The 18,075-nt window shown below is 71.4% G+C and carries 15 protein-coding genes and 1 tRNA gene; 10 read left to right on the forward strand and 6 right to left on the reverse strand.

Going from position 1 to position 18,075, the window contains the following annotated elements; genetic code table 11:
- Positions 1-170: 170 nt before the first annotated feature.
- The 5 genes from OG943_RS30605 (at position 171) to OG943_RS30625 (ending at position 5,607) form a co-directional block, all read left to right on the forward strand.
- Positions 171-242: transfer RNA gene (locus OG943_RS30605), tRNA-Gln, on the forward strand.
- Positions 243-279: 37 nt separating this feature from the next.
- Entirely contained in the window at positions 280-2,034 is a 1,755-nt protein-coding gene (locus tag OG943_RS30610) for a GGDEF domain-containing protein (RefSeq protein ID WP_328604384.1), read from the forward strand.
- Between the two features lie 47 nt (positions 2,035-2,081).
- Positions 2,082-3,575, forward strand: coding sequence for a bifunctional UDP-N-acetylglucosamine diphosphorylase/glucosamine-1-phosphate N-acetyltransferase GlmU (gene glmU, locus OG943_RS30615; RefSeq protein WP_328604385.1), 1,494 nt, complete (start codon positions 2,082-2,084; stop codon positions 3,573-3,575).
- A complete protein-coding gene (locus tag OG943_RS30620; RefSeq protein WP_328604386.1) occupies positions 3,572-4,552 on the forward strand; it encodes a ribose-phosphate diphosphokinase in 981 nt (326 codons plus the stop codon). Before glmU ends, OG943_RS30620 begins: the two co-directional genes overlap by 4 nt.
- A 182-nt stretch (positions 4,553-4,734) precedes the next feature.
- Positions 4,735-5,607, forward strand: coding sequence for a TIGR03621 family F420-dependent LLM class oxidoreductase (locus OG943_RS30625; RefSeq protein WP_328604387.1), 873 nt, complete (start codon positions 4,735-4,737; stop codon positions 5,605-5,607).
- Positions 5,608-5,612: 5 nt separating this feature from the next.
- On the opposite strand, the gene OG943_RS30630 is transcribed toward OG943_RS30625, so the two are convergent.
- Positions 5,613-6,266 (reverse strand): TetR/AcrR family transcriptional regulator, encoded by a 654-nt coding sequence (locus OG943_RS30630; RefSeq protein WP_328604388.1) that lies wholly within the window; start codon positions 6,264-6,266, stop codon positions 5,613-5,615.
- Positions 6,267-6,347: 81 nt separating this feature from the next.
- Here OG943_RS30630 and OG943_RS30635 point away from each other — a divergent pair, with 81 nt between their 5' ends.
- Complete coding sequence (locus OG943_RS30635; protein WP_328604389.1) at positions 6,348-8,081, forward strand: AMP-dependent synthetase/ligase; 1,734 nt, start codon at positions 6,348-6,350, stop codon at positions 8,079-8,081.
- 47 nt (positions 8,082-8,128) lie between these two features.
- Positions 8,129-8,995: an esterase/lipase family protein gene (locus OG943_RS30640; RefSeq protein ID WP_328604390.1), complete on the forward strand. Its 867-nt coding sequence runs from the start codon at positions 8,129-8,131 to the stop codon at positions 8,993-8,995.
- 67 nt (positions 8,996-9,062) lie between these two features.
- On the opposite strand, the gene OG943_RS30645 is transcribed toward OG943_RS30640, so the two are convergent.
- Both OG943_RS30645 and OG943_RS30650 read right to left on the reverse strand, forming a co-directional pair.
- Entirely contained in the window at positions 9,063-9,707 is a 645-nt protein-coding gene (locus OG943_RS30645) for an NAD(P)-dependent oxidoreductase (RefSeq protein ID WP_328604391.1), read from the reverse strand.
- Positions 9,708-9,820: 113 nt separating this feature from the next.
- Complete coding sequence (locus OG943_RS30650) at positions 9,821-10,948, reverse strand: hypothetical protein (RefSeq protein ID WP_328604392.1); 1,128 nt, start codon at positions 10,946-10,948, stop codon at positions 9,821-9,823.
- Between the two features lie 335 nt (positions 10,949-11,283).
- Here OG943_RS30650 and OG943_RS30655 point away from each other — a divergent pair, with 335 nt between their 5' ends.
- From OG943_RS30655 to OG943_RS30665, 3 genes are all read left to right on the forward strand, one after another.
- Positions 11,284-11,883 carry a 50S ribosomal protein L25/general stress protein Ctc gene (locus OG943_RS30655; RefSeq protein ID WP_328604393.1) on the forward strand — a complete coding sequence of 200 codons (600 nt, stop codon included), beginning with the start codon at positions 11,284-11,286 and terminating at the stop codon, positions 11,881-11,883.
- Between the two features lie 11 nt (positions 11,884-11,894).
- A complete protein-coding gene (pth, locus tag OG943_RS30660) occupies positions 11,895-12,488 on the forward strand; it encodes an aminoacyl-tRNA hydrolase (RefSeq protein WP_328604394.1) in 594 nt (197 codons plus the stop codon).
- A 181-nt stretch (positions 12,489-12,669) separates the two neighbouring features.
- A complete protein-coding gene (locus tag OG943_RS30665) occupies positions 12,670-13,032 on the forward strand; it encodes a DivIVA domain-containing protein (RefSeq protein WP_328604395.1) in 363 nt (120 codons plus the stop codon).
- A gap of 349 nt (positions 13,033-13,381) precedes the next feature.
- Here OG943_RS30665 and OG943_RS30670 read toward each other — a convergent pair whose 3' ends face one another.
- From OG943_RS30670 to OG943_RS30680, 3 genes are all read right to left on the reverse strand, one after another.
- Positions 13,382-15,070 carry a fatty acyl-AMP ligase gene (locus OG943_RS30670; protein WP_328604396.1) on the reverse strand — a complete coding sequence of 563 codons (1,689 nt, stop codon included), beginning with the start codon at positions 15,068-15,070 and terminating at the stop codon, positions 13,382-13,384.
- Between the two features lie 91 nt (positions 15,071-15,161).
- Positions 15,162-16,937, reverse strand: a complete 1,776-nt coding sequence (locus tag OG943_RS30675; protein ID WP_328604397.1) for an ABC-F family ATP-binding cassette domain-containing protein — start codon at positions 16,935-16,937, stop codon at positions 15,162-15,164.
- Between the two features lie 34 nt (positions 16,938-16,971).
- Positions 16,972-17,928, reverse strand: coding sequence for a 4-(cytidine 5'-diphospho)-2-C-methyl-D-erythritol kinase (locus OG943_RS30680; RefSeq protein ID WP_328612196.1), 957 nt, complete (start codon positions 17,926-17,928; stop codon positions 16,972-16,974).
- Between the last annotated feature and the right edge of the window lie 147 nt (positions 17,929-18,075).

An 18,075-nucleotide genomic window follows, 5' to 3' on the forward strand; every position in this document is an offset into this window, starting at 1 on the left:
CACCTTACCTACGATGCCGTAAGTTACGGTACAGGAGGTTTCACGCCCTGGGGAGGCCCGATTTGCCCGTTCCCCGAGCGGTCAAGTGCTTTTCCCGCGTACCCAGGGCGGGAAGGCCTCACCCTCCCGCGACCCGGGTCTTCGATCATCGCTATCCTGACCAGGATCGATCCGCCGTAGTGTAATCGGCAGCACTTCAGATTTTGGTTCTGACGGTTCAGGTTCGAATCCTGGCGGCGGAGCAGCGGAACGACCTGGCGGCCATGGCGATGGGGGTGGGTGCGGCTGACCGACGAAGCGAGCGACGACACTGGAGCCAGGCGCCCGACTCTCGCCGAGATGTCCGACGCCTGGCTGGTCGGCCGCGGCCGTGAGCTGATCGCGGCGGTCCAGCGGCAGCCACACGAGCAGCAGCTCGAAATCGTCGCGATCATGGACGAGCTGCTCGAAGAGACCCTGCGCCGCGGCGAGCCGACGCTGGTCGCGCAGCTGCTGCGCGCGTCCGCCTTCGCCCGCTTGGTCACGCGCGGCCTGGCCGCCGAGGCCGAGCCGCGGCTCGACGAGATGCTCGCGCACACCCGCCGCCACGGCCTTTCGCTGCTGCGCGCCGACGCGCACGCCCTGCGCGGGCGCCGTCTGGTGCTGGCCGCGCAGGAGGACGCGGCGCTCACCGAGATCGCCCGCGCGCTGGCGATCCTCGACGATTCCACCATCCCGGACCGCCAGATCGGTGTCCGCAACTGGAACCGCATGCTGTCCAACGCACTGCTCGACTGCTGGATCGTGCTCAACCAGCTCGGCGTCTACGAGGCCGCCGAGGAGGTTCTCGGCCGCGCGCACCAGGCGATCCGCGAGAGTGCGAGCCCGCACGAGATCACCCTGCAGCTGCTGAACCGGGTGCGGTTGATGCTGGGCTGGGGCCTGCGGCTGGAGCGCATCGAGCAGTACGACGAAGCCAGTGAGAAGTTCCGCACGGCCGCGTCGATGGCGGTGGCGGCCGAGGGCCCGTTCGCCGAGTCGCTGTTCCCGCGCAAGGCCGGCGTCGCGGCCGTCGACCAGGTCGGTGTGCTCGCGTCCGCGCTCGCGCTGCACAACCCCAGTGAAGACCACGTGGCGCGCCTGCGGGAGCTGAACAGCGGCCAGCAGTTCCCGCACGAGCAGGAGATCGTCGCCATCGCGCTGGCCCGCTGCCTGGACCGGTCCGACCGCCGGGACGAGGCGCTGCAGGTACTGCGCGACGTCCGCGCCGCGATGACCGAGGACCTGTCGCAGCCGTCGATGCGGCTCAACGTGGCCCGCGAGCTCGCGCGCCTGGACACCGCGCGGGACTTCCCTTCGGGCTCCAGCCAGTCGATGATCGACTACGCCACCACGCTCGAAGCCGAGATGTGGACGCTGCGCGAGTCGCAGATCGCCACGCTGAACGCCCGCCGCGAGCACGAGCGCCTCTCCGCCGAGCACGGCGCGATCACCCAGCAGGCGCTGCAGGACCCGCTCACCGGGCTGCCGAACCGCCGCGCGCTGGACGAGCGCCTGCGCACGCTGGCGTCCTCGGCCGACGCGCAGCCGCTGGCCGTCGGGCTGGTCGACCTCGACGGTTTCAAGGGAGTCAACGACAAGCAGTCGCACGCCGAGGGCGACAACGTGCTCCGTGTTGTCGCGAGCACGCTTCGTGACGCGCTGCGCGGTGACGACGTGGTGGCGCGCTACGGCGGCGACGAGTTCGTCGTGCTGCTCCCGGGCGCACCGGCCTCGGCGGCGAAGATGGCGCTGGGCCGCGCAGTGAACTCCGTCGCACATCTGCCGCATCACCTTTCGCACGGCGTCACGCTGTCGATCGGGCTGGTGTCGCTGCGGCCGCAGGAACGGGCCGAGCAGGTGCTCGCGCGCGCGGATGCCGCTATGTACCAGGCGAAACGCGGCGGCGGCAACCAGGTGGCCTCGGCCAACTCGATGGCCACCGACGCGGGCGCCGGCTGGCCCGACGGGACCAGCCCGACCGACCCCGCGTGGGACGCCGAAGACCCCACGTAGGATCGTTGGCCGAGAAGAACCCCACCGGTGAATCATTGGGAGTGTCGTTGAGCGGCCCGCTGAGCACGCTGATCCTCGCCGCGGGTGAAGGCACCCGCATGCGCTCGTCCGTCCCCAAGGTCCTGCACCCGATCGCCGGGCGGCCCTTGGTGGAGCACGCTGTCCGCGCCGCGGCCGGACTGGACCCGGAACACCTCGTCGTGGTGATCGGCCACGGCCGCGAAGCCGTCGGCGCCGAGCTGGCGCGCGTCGGCGGGGTGCTGGGCCGCGAAGTCACCACCGCCGTGCAGGCCGAGCAGAAGGGCACCGGGCACGCCGTTTCGTGCGCGCTGCGCGAGCTGCCGGACGGACTGACCGGCACCGTGCTCGTCAGCTACGGCGACGTGCCGCTGCTGGACACGGAGACGCTGTCCGCGCTGCTGGCCGAGCACACCGGCTCCGGCAACGCGGTCACCGTGCTCACCGCCGTGGTCGCCGACCCGTCCGGCTACGGCCGGATCGTGCGCGACGACGCGGGCGGCGTGAGCGCGATCGTCGAGCACAAGGACGCGACGCCGGCGCAGCGCGAGATCGGGGAGATCAACTCGGGCGTCTACGCGTTCGACGCCGCGGTGCTGACCGACGGCCTCTCCCGGCTCTCGACCGACAACGCGCAGGGCGAGCTCTACCTCACCGACGTGCTCGGCATCGCCCGCGAGGACGGCAAGGGCGTCGGCGCGCTGGTGGTCGACGACCCGTGGGTCACCGAGGGCGTGAACGACCGCGTGCAGCTCTCGGTGCTGGGCGCGGAGTACAACCGCCGGATCGTGCGCCGCTGGCAGCGCGAGGGCGTGACCGTGACCGACCCGGACACCACCTGGATCGAGGCGGACGTGACGCTCTCGCGTGACGTCCTGATCGAGCCGAACACCCAGCTCAAGGGCGCCACCTCGGTCGGCGAGGGCTCGCTGGTGGGCCCGGACACCACGCTCACCGACGTGGTCATCGGCGCGCACGCGTCGGTCGTGCGCGTGCACGGCTCCGGCTCGGAGCTGGGCGACGGCGTGAACGTCGGCCCGTACACCTACCTGCGGCCGGGCACGAAGCTCGGCGCCAAGGGCAAGCTGGGCGCGTTCGTCGAGACGAAAAACGCGGAAATCGGCACCGGCACGAAGGTGCCGCACCTGACCTACGTCGGCGACGCGAAGATCGGCGACCACAGCAACATCGGCTGCTCCAGCGTGTTCGTGAACTACGACGGAGTGGGCAAGCACCACACCGTCGTCGGCTCCCACGTGCGCCTCGGAGCGGACAACACGCTGGTAGCGCCGGTGCGGATCGGCGACGGCGCTTACAGTGGGGCGGGTGCGGTCATCCGCGACGACGTCCCGCCAGGCTCACTGGCGCTGTCGGCGGGTCCGCAGCGCACCATCGAAGGCTGGGCGAGCCGGCGCAGGCCGGGCACGCCCGCGGCGGAGGCGGCGGAAGCCGCACTCGCCGCCCAGCAGGACACCGCCGTGTCCGTGTCAGAAGCAGGAACCGACGGGGAGTCGCCAGCATGAGTCCGAAGTCAGGTACGCCGAAGAAGAATCTGATGCTCTTCTCCGGCCGTGCGCACCGGGAGCTCGCGGAAGAGGTGGCCGCGCACCTCGACGTGACGATCACCCCGCAGACCGCGCACACGTTCGCCAACGGTGAGCTGTTCGTCCGGTTCGAGGAGTCGGTGCGCGGCACCGACGCCTTCGTGATCCAGGCGCACACCACGCCCATCAACGAGTACGTGATGGAGCAGCTGATCATGGTGGACGCGCTCAAGCGGGCGAGCGCGAAGCGGATCACCGTGGTGATGCCGTTCTACCCGTACGCGCGGCAGGACAAGAAGCACAAGGGCCGCGAGCCGATCTCGGCCCGGCTGATCGCGGACCTGTTCAAGACCGCGGGCGCGGACCGGATCATGACGGTCGACCTGCACACCGCGCAGATCCAGGGCTTCTTCGACGGCCCGGTCGACCACCTGATGGCGCAGTCGGTGCTCGCCGACCACATCAAGGCCACCTACGGCGACGCGGACATCACGGTCGTCTCCCCGGACTCGGGCCGGGTTCGCCTGGCCGAGAAGTGGGCGCAGCAGCTCGGCGACCGGCCGATCGCGTTCATCCACAAGACGCGCGACCCGGACAAGCCCAACCAGGCCGTGGCCAACCGCGTGGTCGGCAAGGTGCAGGGCAAGCTCTGCGTGCTGATCGACGACATGATCGACACCGGCGGCACGATCGTGAAGGCCACCGAGGCGCTGATCCAGGAGGGCGCGGCGGACGTGGTCATCGCGACCACGCACGGCATCCTCTCCGACCCGGCGACCGAGCGGCTCTCGCAGTGCAAGGCCCGCGAGGTCATCGTCACCAACACCCTGCCGATCCCGGAGGAGAAGCGCTTCCCGGGGCTGACGGTGCTCTCCATCGCGCCGATGCTCGCGGAGGCCATCCAGCAGGTCTTCGAGGACGGCTCGGTCACCTCGCTGTTCGACGGCGCCGCCTGACCCTGGGCCGGGGCCCGATGCGCCCCAATGTGGCGTTCGGTGCGTCCAACGCACCGAACGCCACATTGGGTGCGCTCAACGCAACCAACGCCACATTGGGGCAGTTTTCGCCGCCGGTGAACCTCGGTCCGCCGGCGGCGAAATCGTCTCCGCCGCCGGCGGCGGTCGATTAGCTTCGCCGCATGGGGAAATTCAAGTTCGGCGTCAGCTTCCGCGGTGTCACCGACCAGGCCGAGTGGACCGCCAAGTGCCGCCGGGCCGAGGAGCTCGGGTACGACGCCATCACGGTGCCCGACCACCTCGGACCAGGGCGGCCCGCGCCGTTCCCGGCGCTGGTGGCCGCGGCCGCCGTGACCGAGCGGCCGCGGGTGGGCACGCTGGTGTCCAACGTGCCGTTCTACAACCTGGCGCTCTTCGCGCGTGACGTCGCGAGCACCCACGCACTGACCGGCGGCCGGCTCGACCTCGGTCTTGGGTCCGGCCATATGAAGTCCGAATTCGACGACGCCGGGCTGCCGTGGCGCAAGGCGTCCGAGCGGATCGATTACCTGGTCGGCGGGCTCGCCGAGCTGAAGACCCGGCTGGCGGACGAGGGCGGCCTGCCGCGCCTGCTGATCGCGGGCAACAGCGACGGTGTGCTGCGCCTCGCCGCGGAGCACGCAGACATCGCGGGCTTCGCGGGGCTGCGGCAGGACCGCGGAAAGCCGCCGGGCACCTTCGTGCTCGACAACGCCGAGGCGCTGGACGAGCGCGTCCGGTTCTTCCGCTCGCTCGCCGGCGACCGCGAGGTCGAGTACAACATGCTGGTCCAGCGCGTGGTCGTGACCGAAGACCGCCGCGCCGCCGCGGCCGAGTGGCACGCGGAAACCGACGGCCGCACGGCGGCAGGCGTCGACGAGCTGCTCAACGCGCCGCAACTGCTCCTCGGCACGGTCGACGAGATCGTCGAGCAGCTCGTGGCCCGCCGTGAGCGCTACGGCTTCTCGTACGTCACCGTGTTCGAGGCGATGCTGGAGACGTTCGCCCCGGTGGTCGCCGAGCTACGCGGGCGGTAGCGTTTTCATTGCCCCGTAACGCTTTCCGCCGCTGACCGGACCTTCGCGACGGCCTCGCCGGCGATCAGGGTCAGCACGCGGCCGAGCAGGTCGTCCGGCACGGCCTCGTCATCGATGTCCGATTCGACGGCGAGGCCGTTGCTGAGCGCCAGCATGATCACGGCCAGCTCCTGCGGCGGCAGTGGGAACTCCAGGTCCAGCCCTTCGGCCAGCCGTTCGAGCGCCCGCGTGATGGTCGCGCGGACCTCGCGGCGGCGGAGCTTCAACGCGTCGCGCCGGTGCTCGTCGTGGTGGGCCAGCGCGAAGAACTCCGCGAGCAGCCGGTGCCAGACGGCGTCCGTGCGCATCTCGTGCATCAGCACCGCGGCGACGTTCGCCAGGCCCGCGCCGCCGTCACCGGCCTCCGCGAAGCCGGCCAGGCTCGCCTCCAGCCGGTGCGCGGCGTGCTCCTCCATCAGCGCCAGCACCAGCTCGTCCTTCGACGCGAAGCTCGAGTACACCGCCCCCTTGGTCAGTCCCGCGGCCGCGGCGACCTCGGTCAGCTTCGACGCCGCGATCCCGCGCTCGCCGAAGACGGTGAACGCCGCGTCGAGGATGCGACGGCGAGTCTCGGACCGTGTCGGCCGCGTCCGGCCGGGTCCGGGTTCCAACGCGGCCATCGGCCGGTCCTCCCGATCTGGGTCTTGACTTCTGTGAGCCCAACTCAATACCTTCAGGTATCCAATACCCGGAGGTATCCAATGTCAACCGAGCGTGGCCTGTGCGGTCTGGCTGCCGAGGCGGCGGCCGCGTTCGGCACGGCGGTCGCGCAGCGCTTCCCGGACGGCGGCCGCTGGCGGGAGCGCACCTTCACCGAGCTGGACCACGCGGCGAGCCGGGTGGCCGCGTTGCTGTGCGAAGGCGGCGTACAACCCGGTGACCGGGTGGCATTGCTGAGCCGGACCCGTCCTGAGTGGACGGTCTGCGACCTCGCGATCGCCCGGCTCGGCGCGATCTGCGTGCCGGTGTACCCCACCAGTTCGCGCGACCAGATCCGCTGGGTCCTGCACGACTCCGGCGCCGTGGCGGTGCTCGCGGAAACCGCCGGGCACCTGGCGGACGTCGACGCGTTGCGCGGCGAACTGCCCGCGCTCGACCTGGTGCTGGGCATCGACACGACCGACCGCCCGCTCACCGCGGTGATCAACTCCGGCACCGGGCCGGCCGACCCCGGCCCGTGGCCGGAACCCGCGCCGGACGACCCGTTCACCATCGTCTACACCTCCGGCACCACCGGCGAGCCCAAGGGCTGCGTGCTGACCCATCGTAACTTCGCCGCCGTGATCGCGTCCCTGCGCGAGATCAACGAGGTCGGCCCCGGCGACGTGCTGTTCGCCTACCTCCCGCTGGCCCACCTGCTGACCCGGATGCTGCAGGTCTACTGCCTGCGCACCGGCGCCACGATCGCGTACTCCGGCGGCGACATCCGCGCCGTGCTCGGCGAGCTGGCCGAGGTCGCGCCGACCTACCTGCCCTCGGCGCCGATGATGTTCGAGAAGATCTACTCCGTGGTCAGCGGCCTGGCGCCGGACCTCGGGCCGACGGTCGAGCTGGGCCTGCGCGCGCGTCGCGGCGAGCAGCTGGACGAGGCGGACACGCGCCGGTTCGCCGCCGCGGAAGAGCAGCTGTTCGGCCGTGTCCGCGCCGCGTTCGGCGGCCGGCTCGTCCGCGCGCTCACCGGCTCCGCGCCGATCGCCCCGGAGATCCTCGAATTCTTCTTCGCCTGCGGCGTTCCGGTGTTCGAGGCGTACGGGATGACCGAGTCGACCGCCTTGCTCACCGCGAACACCCCGGAGGCCTGGCGCGTCGGCACCGTCGGGCGCGCGGCACCCGGCGTGGAGCTGATGATCGCCGAAGACGGCGAGGTGCTCGGCCGTTCGACGGGGGTCTTCGCGGGCTACTGGAACAACCCCGCCGCGACCGCGGAGTCCGTTGTGGACGGTTGGCTGCACACGGGCGACCTCGGCTCGCTCGACGCGGACGGGTACCTCACCATCACCGGGCGCAAGAAGGACATCGTGATCACCTCGGCGGGCAAGAACCTGTCCCCCGCCGCGATCGAGACCGACCTGCGCCGGACGCCGTGGATCGCCGAGGCCGTGCTGCTCGGCGACCGCCGCCCGTACCCGGTCGCGCTGCTCGCCCTCGACCAGGACCGGCTGCCCGAGCTGGCGACCGAGACCGGCATCGACCCCGGTGCCGACGGCTGGTCCGGAGACGAGCGGCTGCGCGCCCGGATCGCCCGGGAGGTCGAGGCCGTCAACTCCCGCTATTCTCCGCCCGAACGAATCCGGGACTTCGCGATCGTGCCGGACCCGTTCTCCGTGGCCGCCGGCGAGCTGACGCCGACGCTCAAGATCCGCCGCGACGTCGTCGCCCGCCGCCACGCCGCACTGGTCGAAACGCTCTACCCCGCCCCGCGACGGGCCACCTGATCCACCGGCAACGCCGCCGGTGTGCCCCTGAGGAAGGAAGCTTCTCGATGAGGATGCGATTGCGGACCAAAGCGGCTGTGCTGGCCGCCGCGGCGCTCGTGACGGCGGCGTTCACCGCCGCCCCGGCGCAGGCGGCGACCGGCGGCAACAACGACCCGTCCTGCCGGCCGAGCGCCGCGCACCCCAACCCGGTGGTCTTCCTCCACGGGCTGGGCGCCACCTACTACGAGGACCTGAACTTCATGCAGGCGGCCGTCGCGGCCAAGGGGTACTGCACGTTCAGCCAGACCTACGGCGCCTACCCGGGCTTCCCGGTGGTCGGCGGGCTGCGCCCGATCGCCGACTCCGCGGGCGAGATCAAGACGTTCATCGGCCAGGTGCTGGCCGAGACCGGCGCGTCGAAGGTGGACATCGTCGGGCACTCCGAGGGCGGCTTCCAGTCCCTCTACGTGACCAAGACCCAGGGCATCGCCGACAAGATCGGCACCGTGGTGGCCATCGCCCCGCCCGCGCACGGCACCACCTTCGGCGGGCTGACCAAGCTCGCCTACCTGCTGGGCCAGGGCGAGCGCGACGCCGTCGGCAAGGCGCTGTCCACTCTCGGCTGCCCGGCCTGCGACAACCTGATCACCGACGGCTCGGCCGTCACCACACTGAACAACGGCCCGATCGCCCAGTCCGGCGTGCGCTACACGGTCATCACCTCGCGCGCCGACGAGCTGGTCACGCCCACCGACACGGCCTTCGTCCGCGAGCCGGGCGTGGACAACCAGTACGTCCAGGACACCTGCCCGTTCGACCCGGTGGGCCACATCGGCGAGGCCTACGACCTCAACGTCTGGAACCTGGTCACCAACGCGCTCGACCCCGCGCACGCCACGAAGTTCCTTTGTGTGGTCGGCTCGCCTGGCTGACCGGTCAAAGGCCGTTAAGGCCTCCTTACCCGCGTCCTACGCGGGTAAGGAGGCCTTAACGGACAGATCAGTAGGCGACGGTGAAGCGCGCCCGTGAGTGCTTCGGCTCGTCGATCTCGTCGACGAAGGCGATCGCGTAGTCCGCGCCGCTGATGCTCGAGTGACCGGCCGCGTCGGAGAGCAGGACGTCGCCGCCCACGCGGAACTCGCCGGTGCGCTCGCCGGCGTTCCAGGCGCCGAACTCGGCGGCCGGGCTGACGTAGAACCAGTCGACATCCTCGGGGAGCGCGCGCAACGCGGCGAGCACGTCGGCGTGGCTGCCCGCCTCCGGCTTGTACTCGTCCGGGAATTCCGGGGTGTCGATCAGCCGCGGGCCGCCCTCGGCGACGTGCAGGGAGCCCGCCCCGCCGACGAACGACAGGCGCGCGCCGGCCGCTCGGGCCGCGTCCACCAGCGTCGGCACGGCGTCCAGCAGGCGGCGGCCCTCGTCGTCCGCGCGGCCCGGCGTCGCGACCACGATCACGTCGGCGCCTCGGGTCACGTCCGCGACAAAGCCGGCGTCGTGCATCGAGCCCGCGCGCGCCTCGACGCTCTCGGGCAGGCCCTCGGCCTTACGCGCCACGCCGACCACCGAATGGCCACGCCGCAGCGCCTCGTCCGTGATCCGGCCGCCGGCGTACCCCGTCGCGCCGAACACCACCAGCTTGGTCATGACCGCTCCTCATCAAGGGAAATCAAGGGAAATCAGTGCTTACGGCGCCGATGGTAAGGACGGATGATCGGCTACTTCAACGAAACCAACGCACCCCCGGGTAGGCGTGCAGGTCAGCCGCCGAGCGCGGCGAACGACGTCGCCAGCTTCTGCTTCACCGCGTTCGCGTCGAACGGCACCCGCACCTCGCCGACGGCGGTCGGCTTCGCCAGCACCTGGTAGCTGGCCGTGCGGTTCGGCAGCGAGAACTTGACCGAGCAGGACATCGTGATCGTCGCGTCCGCCGCCGCGTCGCCCTGCGTGGTGCAGCTCTGCGAGCCGAGCGCCTCGGCGCTCATCTCGACGGTCAGCGTCACGTGCACCACGGGCTTCGGGTCCTGGGCGCCGCCCACGACGCTGGTCGAGACGTCCACCGAGGTGGTGCAGGAGCCGACGAAGTCCTGGCAGTCGAGCTTGTCGTTCAGCACCGCGACGCTCGCCTGCGCGAGTCCCTCGAACGGCTGGCCCAGCCCGGCCACAGCGCTGTCGAAGTCGGTGTGGAACTTCTTCAGCTCGTCGCCGGTGATCGGGCGGACCTGGAACCCGGTGCCGAGCTTCGCCCCGCCCAACGGGTCGATCAGCGCCGGCGCGAAGCCCACCACGCGGTTCGGCTGCGCAGTGGTCACCTGCAGGGCGCCGAGGCCGCCACCGAGCTGGTAGGCCTCCGTGCCGTCGGGCAGCTTCCGGCGCACCGGGTCGGCCGTCTGGTTCAGCGTGGCCAGCGACTTGCGCAGCCCGTCCGCGAGCTTGCCCGGCGCGAGCCGGGCGCCCGGGTCCACGGGCAGCTCGGTGCCGACGGTGTGCACCCATCCGGTGCCGAACTGGGTGCTGTTCTCCTCCAGCCCGTGCGACTTCCAGTAGTCCGCGTTCGCGGAGACGTACAGCTCGCCGCCGACCTGCACGATCTGCACGGCCTGGCCCTCGAACGGCAGCGTGCCGATCCCGTCGCCGTCGCGCGTGACGCGGAAGGTCAGGTCCGCGGGCTTGCCGGAGGCGTCCTTGACCGTGGTGTCGAACTGCAGTGCCGGCGCCTGCCGCAGCGCGTCCAGCGCCGTGTCGACGGCCGTCTTCTGCGCCGCGAGCCGGTCGGCCTTCTGCTGGTCAGCGGCCGAAACGCCCGCCGAACCGGACACCGCCACCTGGCAGCCCGCGAGCAGCCCACCCACCAGCACGACCGCCACGGCGGCCCATCGAGCCCGCATTCCGCCCCTCTTTCCGCCGGGATCATCTCACCCCCGCGGCCTGCGCCGGGAGCACCTCAATTGTGTCGTCACCCACCGGCCGGCCCAAGGCCCGTCTCACGCGAGCCCACCCGTGGTTACCGCACCGGCCCAGGCTGGTCTACACTTCTTGAGTTGTCTCGGCGAGGCGGGTGCACCCTTCGGTGCCCAGCGTGATCGACGCGGCGGTTTGAGAAGCCTCCGTGGACAGATCACGCCCGGATACTCGCCGCCGTGCACGACCGCCCCGAACGCCAGGCCGACGATCCCCGCCGCCACCTGCTGCACCGCATCGTGATTTGAAGGAGTACTACACCGTGTCCGAGGTACGTCTTTCCGTCGAGCCGCGCAACGAGTTCGGCAAGGGTGCCGCGCGGCGCACCCGTCGTGCCGGCAAGATCCCCGCGGTCCTGTACGGGCACGGCTCGGACCCGCGGCACTTCGCGCTGCCGGCCCTCGAGTTCGCCCGCGTGGTCCGCGAGAACGGCAGCAACGCCGTCATCACCCTCGACCTCGAGGGCTCCGACGAGCTGGCGCTGACGAAGACCATCGTCGTGCACCCGCTGAAGAACTACATCGAGCATGTCGACCTGCTGGTCGTCAAGCGTGGCGAGAAGATCACCGTCGACGTCCCCGTGGTCGTCACCGGTGCCGCCGCCCCGGGCACCCTGGTCGCCCAGGACCTCGACACCATCCAGATCGAGGTCGAGGCCCTGCACATCCCGGAGCAGGTCGAGGTCTCCGTCGAGGGGCTCGAGGCCGGCGTTCAGATCAACGCCTCGCAGGTCACCCTGCCCGCGGGCGCGGAGCTGGTCACCGACGCCGAGGCGCTGGTCGTGGCCATCAACGAGCAGCGTGAGTCGACCGAGGACGAGGACGCCGAAGGTGGCGCCGCCACCGCCGAGGCCGCCGAATAAACTCACCTCTCGTGAGTGAAGACCTGCCCGGGGCCGGCGAGCTGATCGTGCTCGCCGGCCTCGGCAATCCCGGGCCCCAGTACGCCGGCAACCGGCACAACGTCGGCTTCATAGTGCTCGACGAGCTGGCCAGCCGCATCGGCGGCAAGTTCAAGGCGCACAAGAGCGGCGCCGAAGTGCTCGAGGGACGGCTGTCCGGCCGCCGCGTGGTGCTGGTGAAGCCCCGCTCGTTCATGAACCTCTCCGGCGGCCCCGTGGTCGGCGCCGCCCGGTTCTTCAAGGTCCCGCCGTCCGGTGTCGTCGTGGTGCACGACGAGCTGGACGTGCCGTTCGGCGCGCTGAAGCTGAAGCTCGGCGGCGGCGACAACGGCCACAACGGCCTCCGCTCCATCACGAAGTCGCTCGGCACGCGTGACTACTACCGCGTGCGGTTCGGCATCGGCCGCCCGCCGGGCCGCCAGGACCCGGCCGACTTCGTGCTCAAGGACTTCTCGACGGTCGAGCGCAAGGAGCTCCCGTTCGAGGTCGACCGCTGCGCGGACGCCACCGAGGCGCTGGTCGCCAAGGGGCTCACGGACGCGCAGAACGAGTTCCACGCGGGTTGACCCGCCGGCTGCTCTCAGTGAGTGATCTTCCGTGGCGCTGAGTGATATCCGCTCACTCGATGGGCGGCTTCTGCTTCCCTGATCGAGTCGACCCGGGGTGCTTTCCCTTCCGGGTGCCCCGATGACCGGTTAGGACGGAGAACGGGAGTTCGCACACCGACCTTGAATCGGAGAATCTTTCATGTCGTTCACCGCCGAGGACCTCACCGAGGTCGCTTTCGGTAACGCCCCGATCGGCCGCCGCGGATACGCGAAGAACGAGGTCGACGAGTACGTGCGGCGCATCGCCAAGACGATCACCGACGAGGACGACCTGACCGCCGCGGAAGTCCACCACGTGATGTTCAACAAGCCGCTGATCGGCAAGCGCGGCTACGACGAGCGCGAGGTGGACCAGTTCCTCGACGAGGTCGAGGACCAGCTGGCCGACCTCTCCGGACGGCGCGCCCCAGGCGTCCCGGGCGCCCGCGACGAGCACGAGGCCACCACCCAGCGCGCCCCACGCCCGGCCGGGGAAGCGGCCGAACACCTCCAGGACCGGTAAACCGAGCCGGTGCCGGGGGACGCCCGTCCCCCGCGGTAACCCGCGCCCGCCAGTCCGCCTTCCGGCCCGGATCCGCCGCGCCGTTCTCCGGAACGCAGCCGGATCCGAGCCCGCCGGACGTTCCCCAGAACGCACCCGGCGGATCCGGCCACCCGTGCCGTTCCCCGGAACGGCACGGGACCGGCGGACCCACGGCGCGAACGTCCCTTCCGGCACCCGAACCCGGCGCCGTTCCCCCGCGGCGCTCACCCGCAGTTGTTCCCCCGCCCTCCGGACTCCCAGCCCCGACAACGAAAACGCCCCCGCCCGCGACTCCATCCTCGTCGCGGGCGGGGGCGTTTCTCGTGGGTCAGGAGCCGGCGTTGCGGGAGATCTTCTCGGCGTACTGGACGGCCGTCGCGGCGCGCTTGACCTTGCCCGACGGCGTCTTCGGCAGGCTGCCGGCCGGCAGCACGACCACGGCGAACGGCCGCATGTCGACCGCGGCCCGCACCCGCGAAGCGACCTCTTTGGACAGTGCCCGCTCGGCCTCGGCGTCACCGGCCAGTTTGGACTCCAGCACCACGGCGAAGCGCTCGCGGCGGCTGCCGGCGTCGATGCGCACGGCCACGGCGTTGCCCGCGCGCACGCCCTCCACCGAGGTGGCCGCGCGCTCGATGTCCGTCGGGTAGAGGTTGCGGCCGCCCATGATGATGACGTCCTTGCGCCGCCCGCAGATGACGATCTGGCCGTCCACCAGGTAACCGAGGTCGCCGGTGTCAAGCCAGCCGTCGGCGTCCTGGGTGTCGACCGGGCCGTTGACGGTCAGGTAGCCGGGTGTCACGGCCGGGCCGCGCAGCCGGATCGCGCCGACCTCGCGGTCGCCGAGCCGGTTGCCCTTGTCATCGACGATCTCCGCTTCGAGGCCGTCGAGCGGGCGGCCGAGCACCGCGAACGAGCGCACCGAGTCGGTCCCGCGCCGCGGGTCGTCCCCGGGCACCGGCACCGCGCGGTTGTCGGCCTCCAGCGCGTCGGCCTCCACCACGTCGAGCGTGAGCCCGGTGAACAGCGGCGCGAACGAAACGGCCAGCGTCGCCTCCGCCATGCCGTAGGCGGGGAACACGCACTCGGCCGGCATCTTGAAGCGGGCGCCCGCTTCGACGAACGTCTGCACGGCGGTCTCGTCGATCGGCTCCGCGCCGTTGAGCGCGATGCGCAGCGTGGACAGGTCGTAGGCCCCCTCGTCGTCCACCCGCGCCATGCGGCGGCCGACGATGGCGTACGCGAAGTTCGGCGCCGCCGTGGTGGTGCCGCGGTACTTCGTGATCAGCTCGGGCCAGATCAGCGGCCCGGACAGGAACTCCACCGGCGTGATCTTGACCAGCTCGACGCCGAACGTCATCGGGACGGTCAGGAAGCCGACCATGCCCATGTCGTGGAAGGTCGGCAGCCAGGACACCATCACGTCGGTGTCGAAGTCGAACTCGGCGCGCTCCACCATCGCCTTGACGTTGGTGTAGAGGTTCCCGTAGGTGATCCGGACGGCCTTCGGCTCGGCCGTGGACCCGCTGGTGAGCTGCAGGAGCGCGGTGTCGCCCTCGGCGGTGGGCACGACTTCGGCCAGCGGCTCGCCGTCGAACAGGTCGGTGATCAGCCGGTAGTTGATGCCCTTCTCCGCGAGCACCGGCGCGAGCTGGTCGAACGGCTCGCCGAGCACCACCAGCTCCGCGCCGATCATGCCGAGCACCTTGACCGTGTCGTCGGCCCATTCGGCGAGGTCCGTGCGCTGGGTGGGCTGGTGCAGCATCGTCACGCTGCCGCCGGCCAGCCAGACGGCCTGCACGGTGGGCGCGATCAGCGACGGCGCCGCGGCCAGCACCGCCACCGCGCTGCCCGGCGCCAGGCCGCCCGCCACCAGGCCCCCGGCGACTCGCAGCGCCTGCTCGTGGACCTCGGCCCACGTCCGCCGCACCGGCTCCTTGGGCTCCCCGGTGACCATGCCCCGCCGCTGACCTCGCCCGGCCGCCGTGCCGAGCAGCGTGTCCACAAACCGACTCATGAGCGTCAGATTACTGTCTGGTTGTCAACGCCCGCCGCCCGTGGGCTCGTGAGTGGCGATGACGGTTCTAACCGTCATAAACACTCACGAGTCACTCGGCCGCTTCGGAGGTCTCCAGCCAGCGCGCCTCGACGTCGTCCTTCTCCGCCTGCAGCGACTTCAGCTCGGTGTTCAGCTCGATCAGCTTCGCCGGGTCCGTGGCCGCTTCGGCCAGCGCCACATGGATCTTCTCCTCGCGTGAGGAGAGCTGGTCGAGCTTGCGCTCCAGCCGGCCCAGCTCCTTGCGCGCGGCCCGCACCTCCGCGGCGTCGCGCTTGGCCTCCGCCCTCGCCGGGGCGGCCCCGGCCGCTTCACGGCGTGGCGCGGCCTCGCGGATCTTCAGCCGGCGGTTCAGGTACTCCTCGATGCCGCCGGGCAGGTCCGTCACCGCTCCGTCGCCGAAGAGCGCGACCGTGGTGTCGCAGACCCGCTCGACCAGGTACCGGTCGTGCGAGACCACGACCATCGTGCCGGGCCAGCCGTCGAGCAGGTCTTCCAGCTGCTGCAGGGTGTCGATGTCCAGGTCGTTCGTCGGCTCGTCGAGCAGCAGCACGTTCGGCTCCGCCATCAGCAGCCGGCACAGCTGCAGCCGCCGCCGTTCACCGCCGGAGAGGTCGCCGACCGGCGTCCACTGGCGGGCCTGCGGGAAGCCGAGCTTCTCGCCGAGCTGCGACGCGGTCATCTCCTGCTTGCCGAACACCACACGCCCCGCGACCTGCTCGATCGCCTGCAGCACCCGCAGGTCCTTCGGCAGGTCGTCCAGCTCCTGGCGCAGGTGCGCGAGCGCGACGGTCTTGCCCTGTTTCCGCCGCCCGGTCGAGGATTCGATCTCCCCGCCGAGCAGTTTGAGCAGCGTGGTCTTGCCGGAGCCGTTCACACCGACGAGGCCGATCCGGTCACCGGGGCCGATCCGCCAGGTGACGTGGTCGAGCAGCGTGCGATCGCCGACCCCGACCGTCACGTCCTCCAGCTCCAGCACCGTCTTGCCGAGCCGCCGCTTCGCGAACGCGGTCAGCTCGACGGTGTCGCGCAGTGGCGGCACGTCGGCGATCAGCGCCTCGGCGGCCTCCACGCGGTACCGCGGCTTCGACGAGCGGGCCTGCGGGCCGCGGCGCAGCCACGCCAGCTCCTTGCGCGCCAGGTTCTGCCGCTTCTCCTCCGCGGTCGCGGACAGCCGCGCCCGCTCGGCGCGCGCGAAGATCCAGTCCGCGTAACCGCCTTCGTACTGCTCGACGCGGCCGTTCGCGACCTCCCAGGTGACACCCGCGACCGTGTCCAGGAACCACCGGTCGTGAGTCACGACCACCACTGCGGTCCGGCGGGCCAGCAGGTGGTCGGCCAGCCACCGGACGCCTTCGACGTCCAGGTGGTTGGTGGGCTCGTCGAGCACCACCAGGTCCAGCTCGCCGGTCAGCGCGGCCGCGAGCGCGACGCGGCGGCGCTCGCCGCCCGACAGCGTGGAGGTCGGCTTGTCCAGTCCGATCGCGGTGATCCCGAGACCGTCCACAATGGATCGAACGCGGGCGTCGGCGGCCCACTCGTGCTCGGCGCCGTAGCGGGCCAGCACGACGTCGCCGACCGTGCTGCCCTCCGGCAGCTCGGTGCGCTGCGTGACCACGGCCATCCGCAGGCCGCGCACGTGGCTCACGCGCCCGTCGTCCGGCTCGCTCAGTCCGGAGAGGACCTCCAGCAGCGTGGTCTTGCCACCGCCGTTGAGGCCGACCACGCCGATGCGCTGTCCTTCGGCGACACCGAGGGAAACCTTGTCCAGCAGCGGCTTCACCCCGTAGGACTTGCTCACCGACTCCAGGTTGACCAGGTTGGCCATCCGATCCCTTCCACAGTGGACAGTTCAGTAAAGATCAGGCGTGCACGCGCGGCGGCGTGTTGCGGGGCGCGTCGTCCCCGCCGGCCAGCCGTGCGCCGGGCACCGGCCCGTGCGCGACGCGCACCGTGCGGCACACCCCGGCGCCGGACAGCTCGGCGGCCACCTCCACGGCCGCCTGCGCGTCCGCGCAGAGGAAGGCGCACGTCGGGCCCGAGCCGGAGACACAGCCGGCCAGCGCGCCCGCGTTGACGCCCGCGCGCAGCGTGCGCCGCAGGCCCGGCCGCAGCGAGACGGCCGCGGCCTGAAGATCGTTGCCCAGCAGCAGCGCGAGCTGCCGCGGGTCACCGGAGGCGAGCGCCTCGACCACCGGCGTGTGCGACCCGATGCGCGGCGGGTTGCCCTCGGCGCGCAGCCGGTCGAGCTCGCCGAACACCTTCGGCGTGGAGAGGCCCTTGTGGTCGAACGCGAGCACCCAGTGGAACGTGTGCCGCGACAGCACCGGCACGAGCTGCTCACCGCGGCCGGTGCCGAGCGCCGTGCCGCCGTACAGCGCGAAAGGCACGTCGCTGCCCAGCTTGCCGGCGATCGCGGCCAGCTCGTCGCGGGTGATGTCGAGCTTCCACAGCGAGGCGAGGCCGACGAGCGTCGCCGCCGCGTCCGCGCTGCCGCCCGCCATGCCGCCCGCGACCGGGATCCCCTTGCGCAGCACGATGCGCACCTTGGGGTCGTCGTCGGGACGCCCGGCGTACGCGGCCAGCTCCTGCGCCGCGCGCCAGGCCAGGTTCGTGGCGTCGGTGGGCACCGCGCCCTCCCCCTCGCCGTAGACCTCGAGCCCGGGCTCGTCGGTGGCCGCGACGGTGACCTCGTCCGTCAGCGACAACGCCTGGAACACGGTGACCAGCTCATGGAAACCGTCCGCACGCTGGTCGCCGATCGCCAGGTGCAGGTTGACCTTGGCCGGGACCCGGACGGTGACTGGGGGAGGAACCACTGCGAGCACCCAGCCAGCCTACGTGGCCGGGCCGATCGGCTTCCCACCAGGAGAAAGCACGGTCAGCCGGACGGATTCGCGCACTCCCGCCCGACCGGGCCCAGGACGCCCGTCCCAAACTCTCGGACGCGCGATCCCTTTGCCCGG

The sequence above is a fragment of the Amycolatopsis sp. NBC_00345 genome (genome assembly GCF_036116635.1).
Lineage (GTDB): Bacteria > Actinomycetota > Actinomycetes > Mycobacteriales > Pseudonocardiaceae > Amycolatopsis.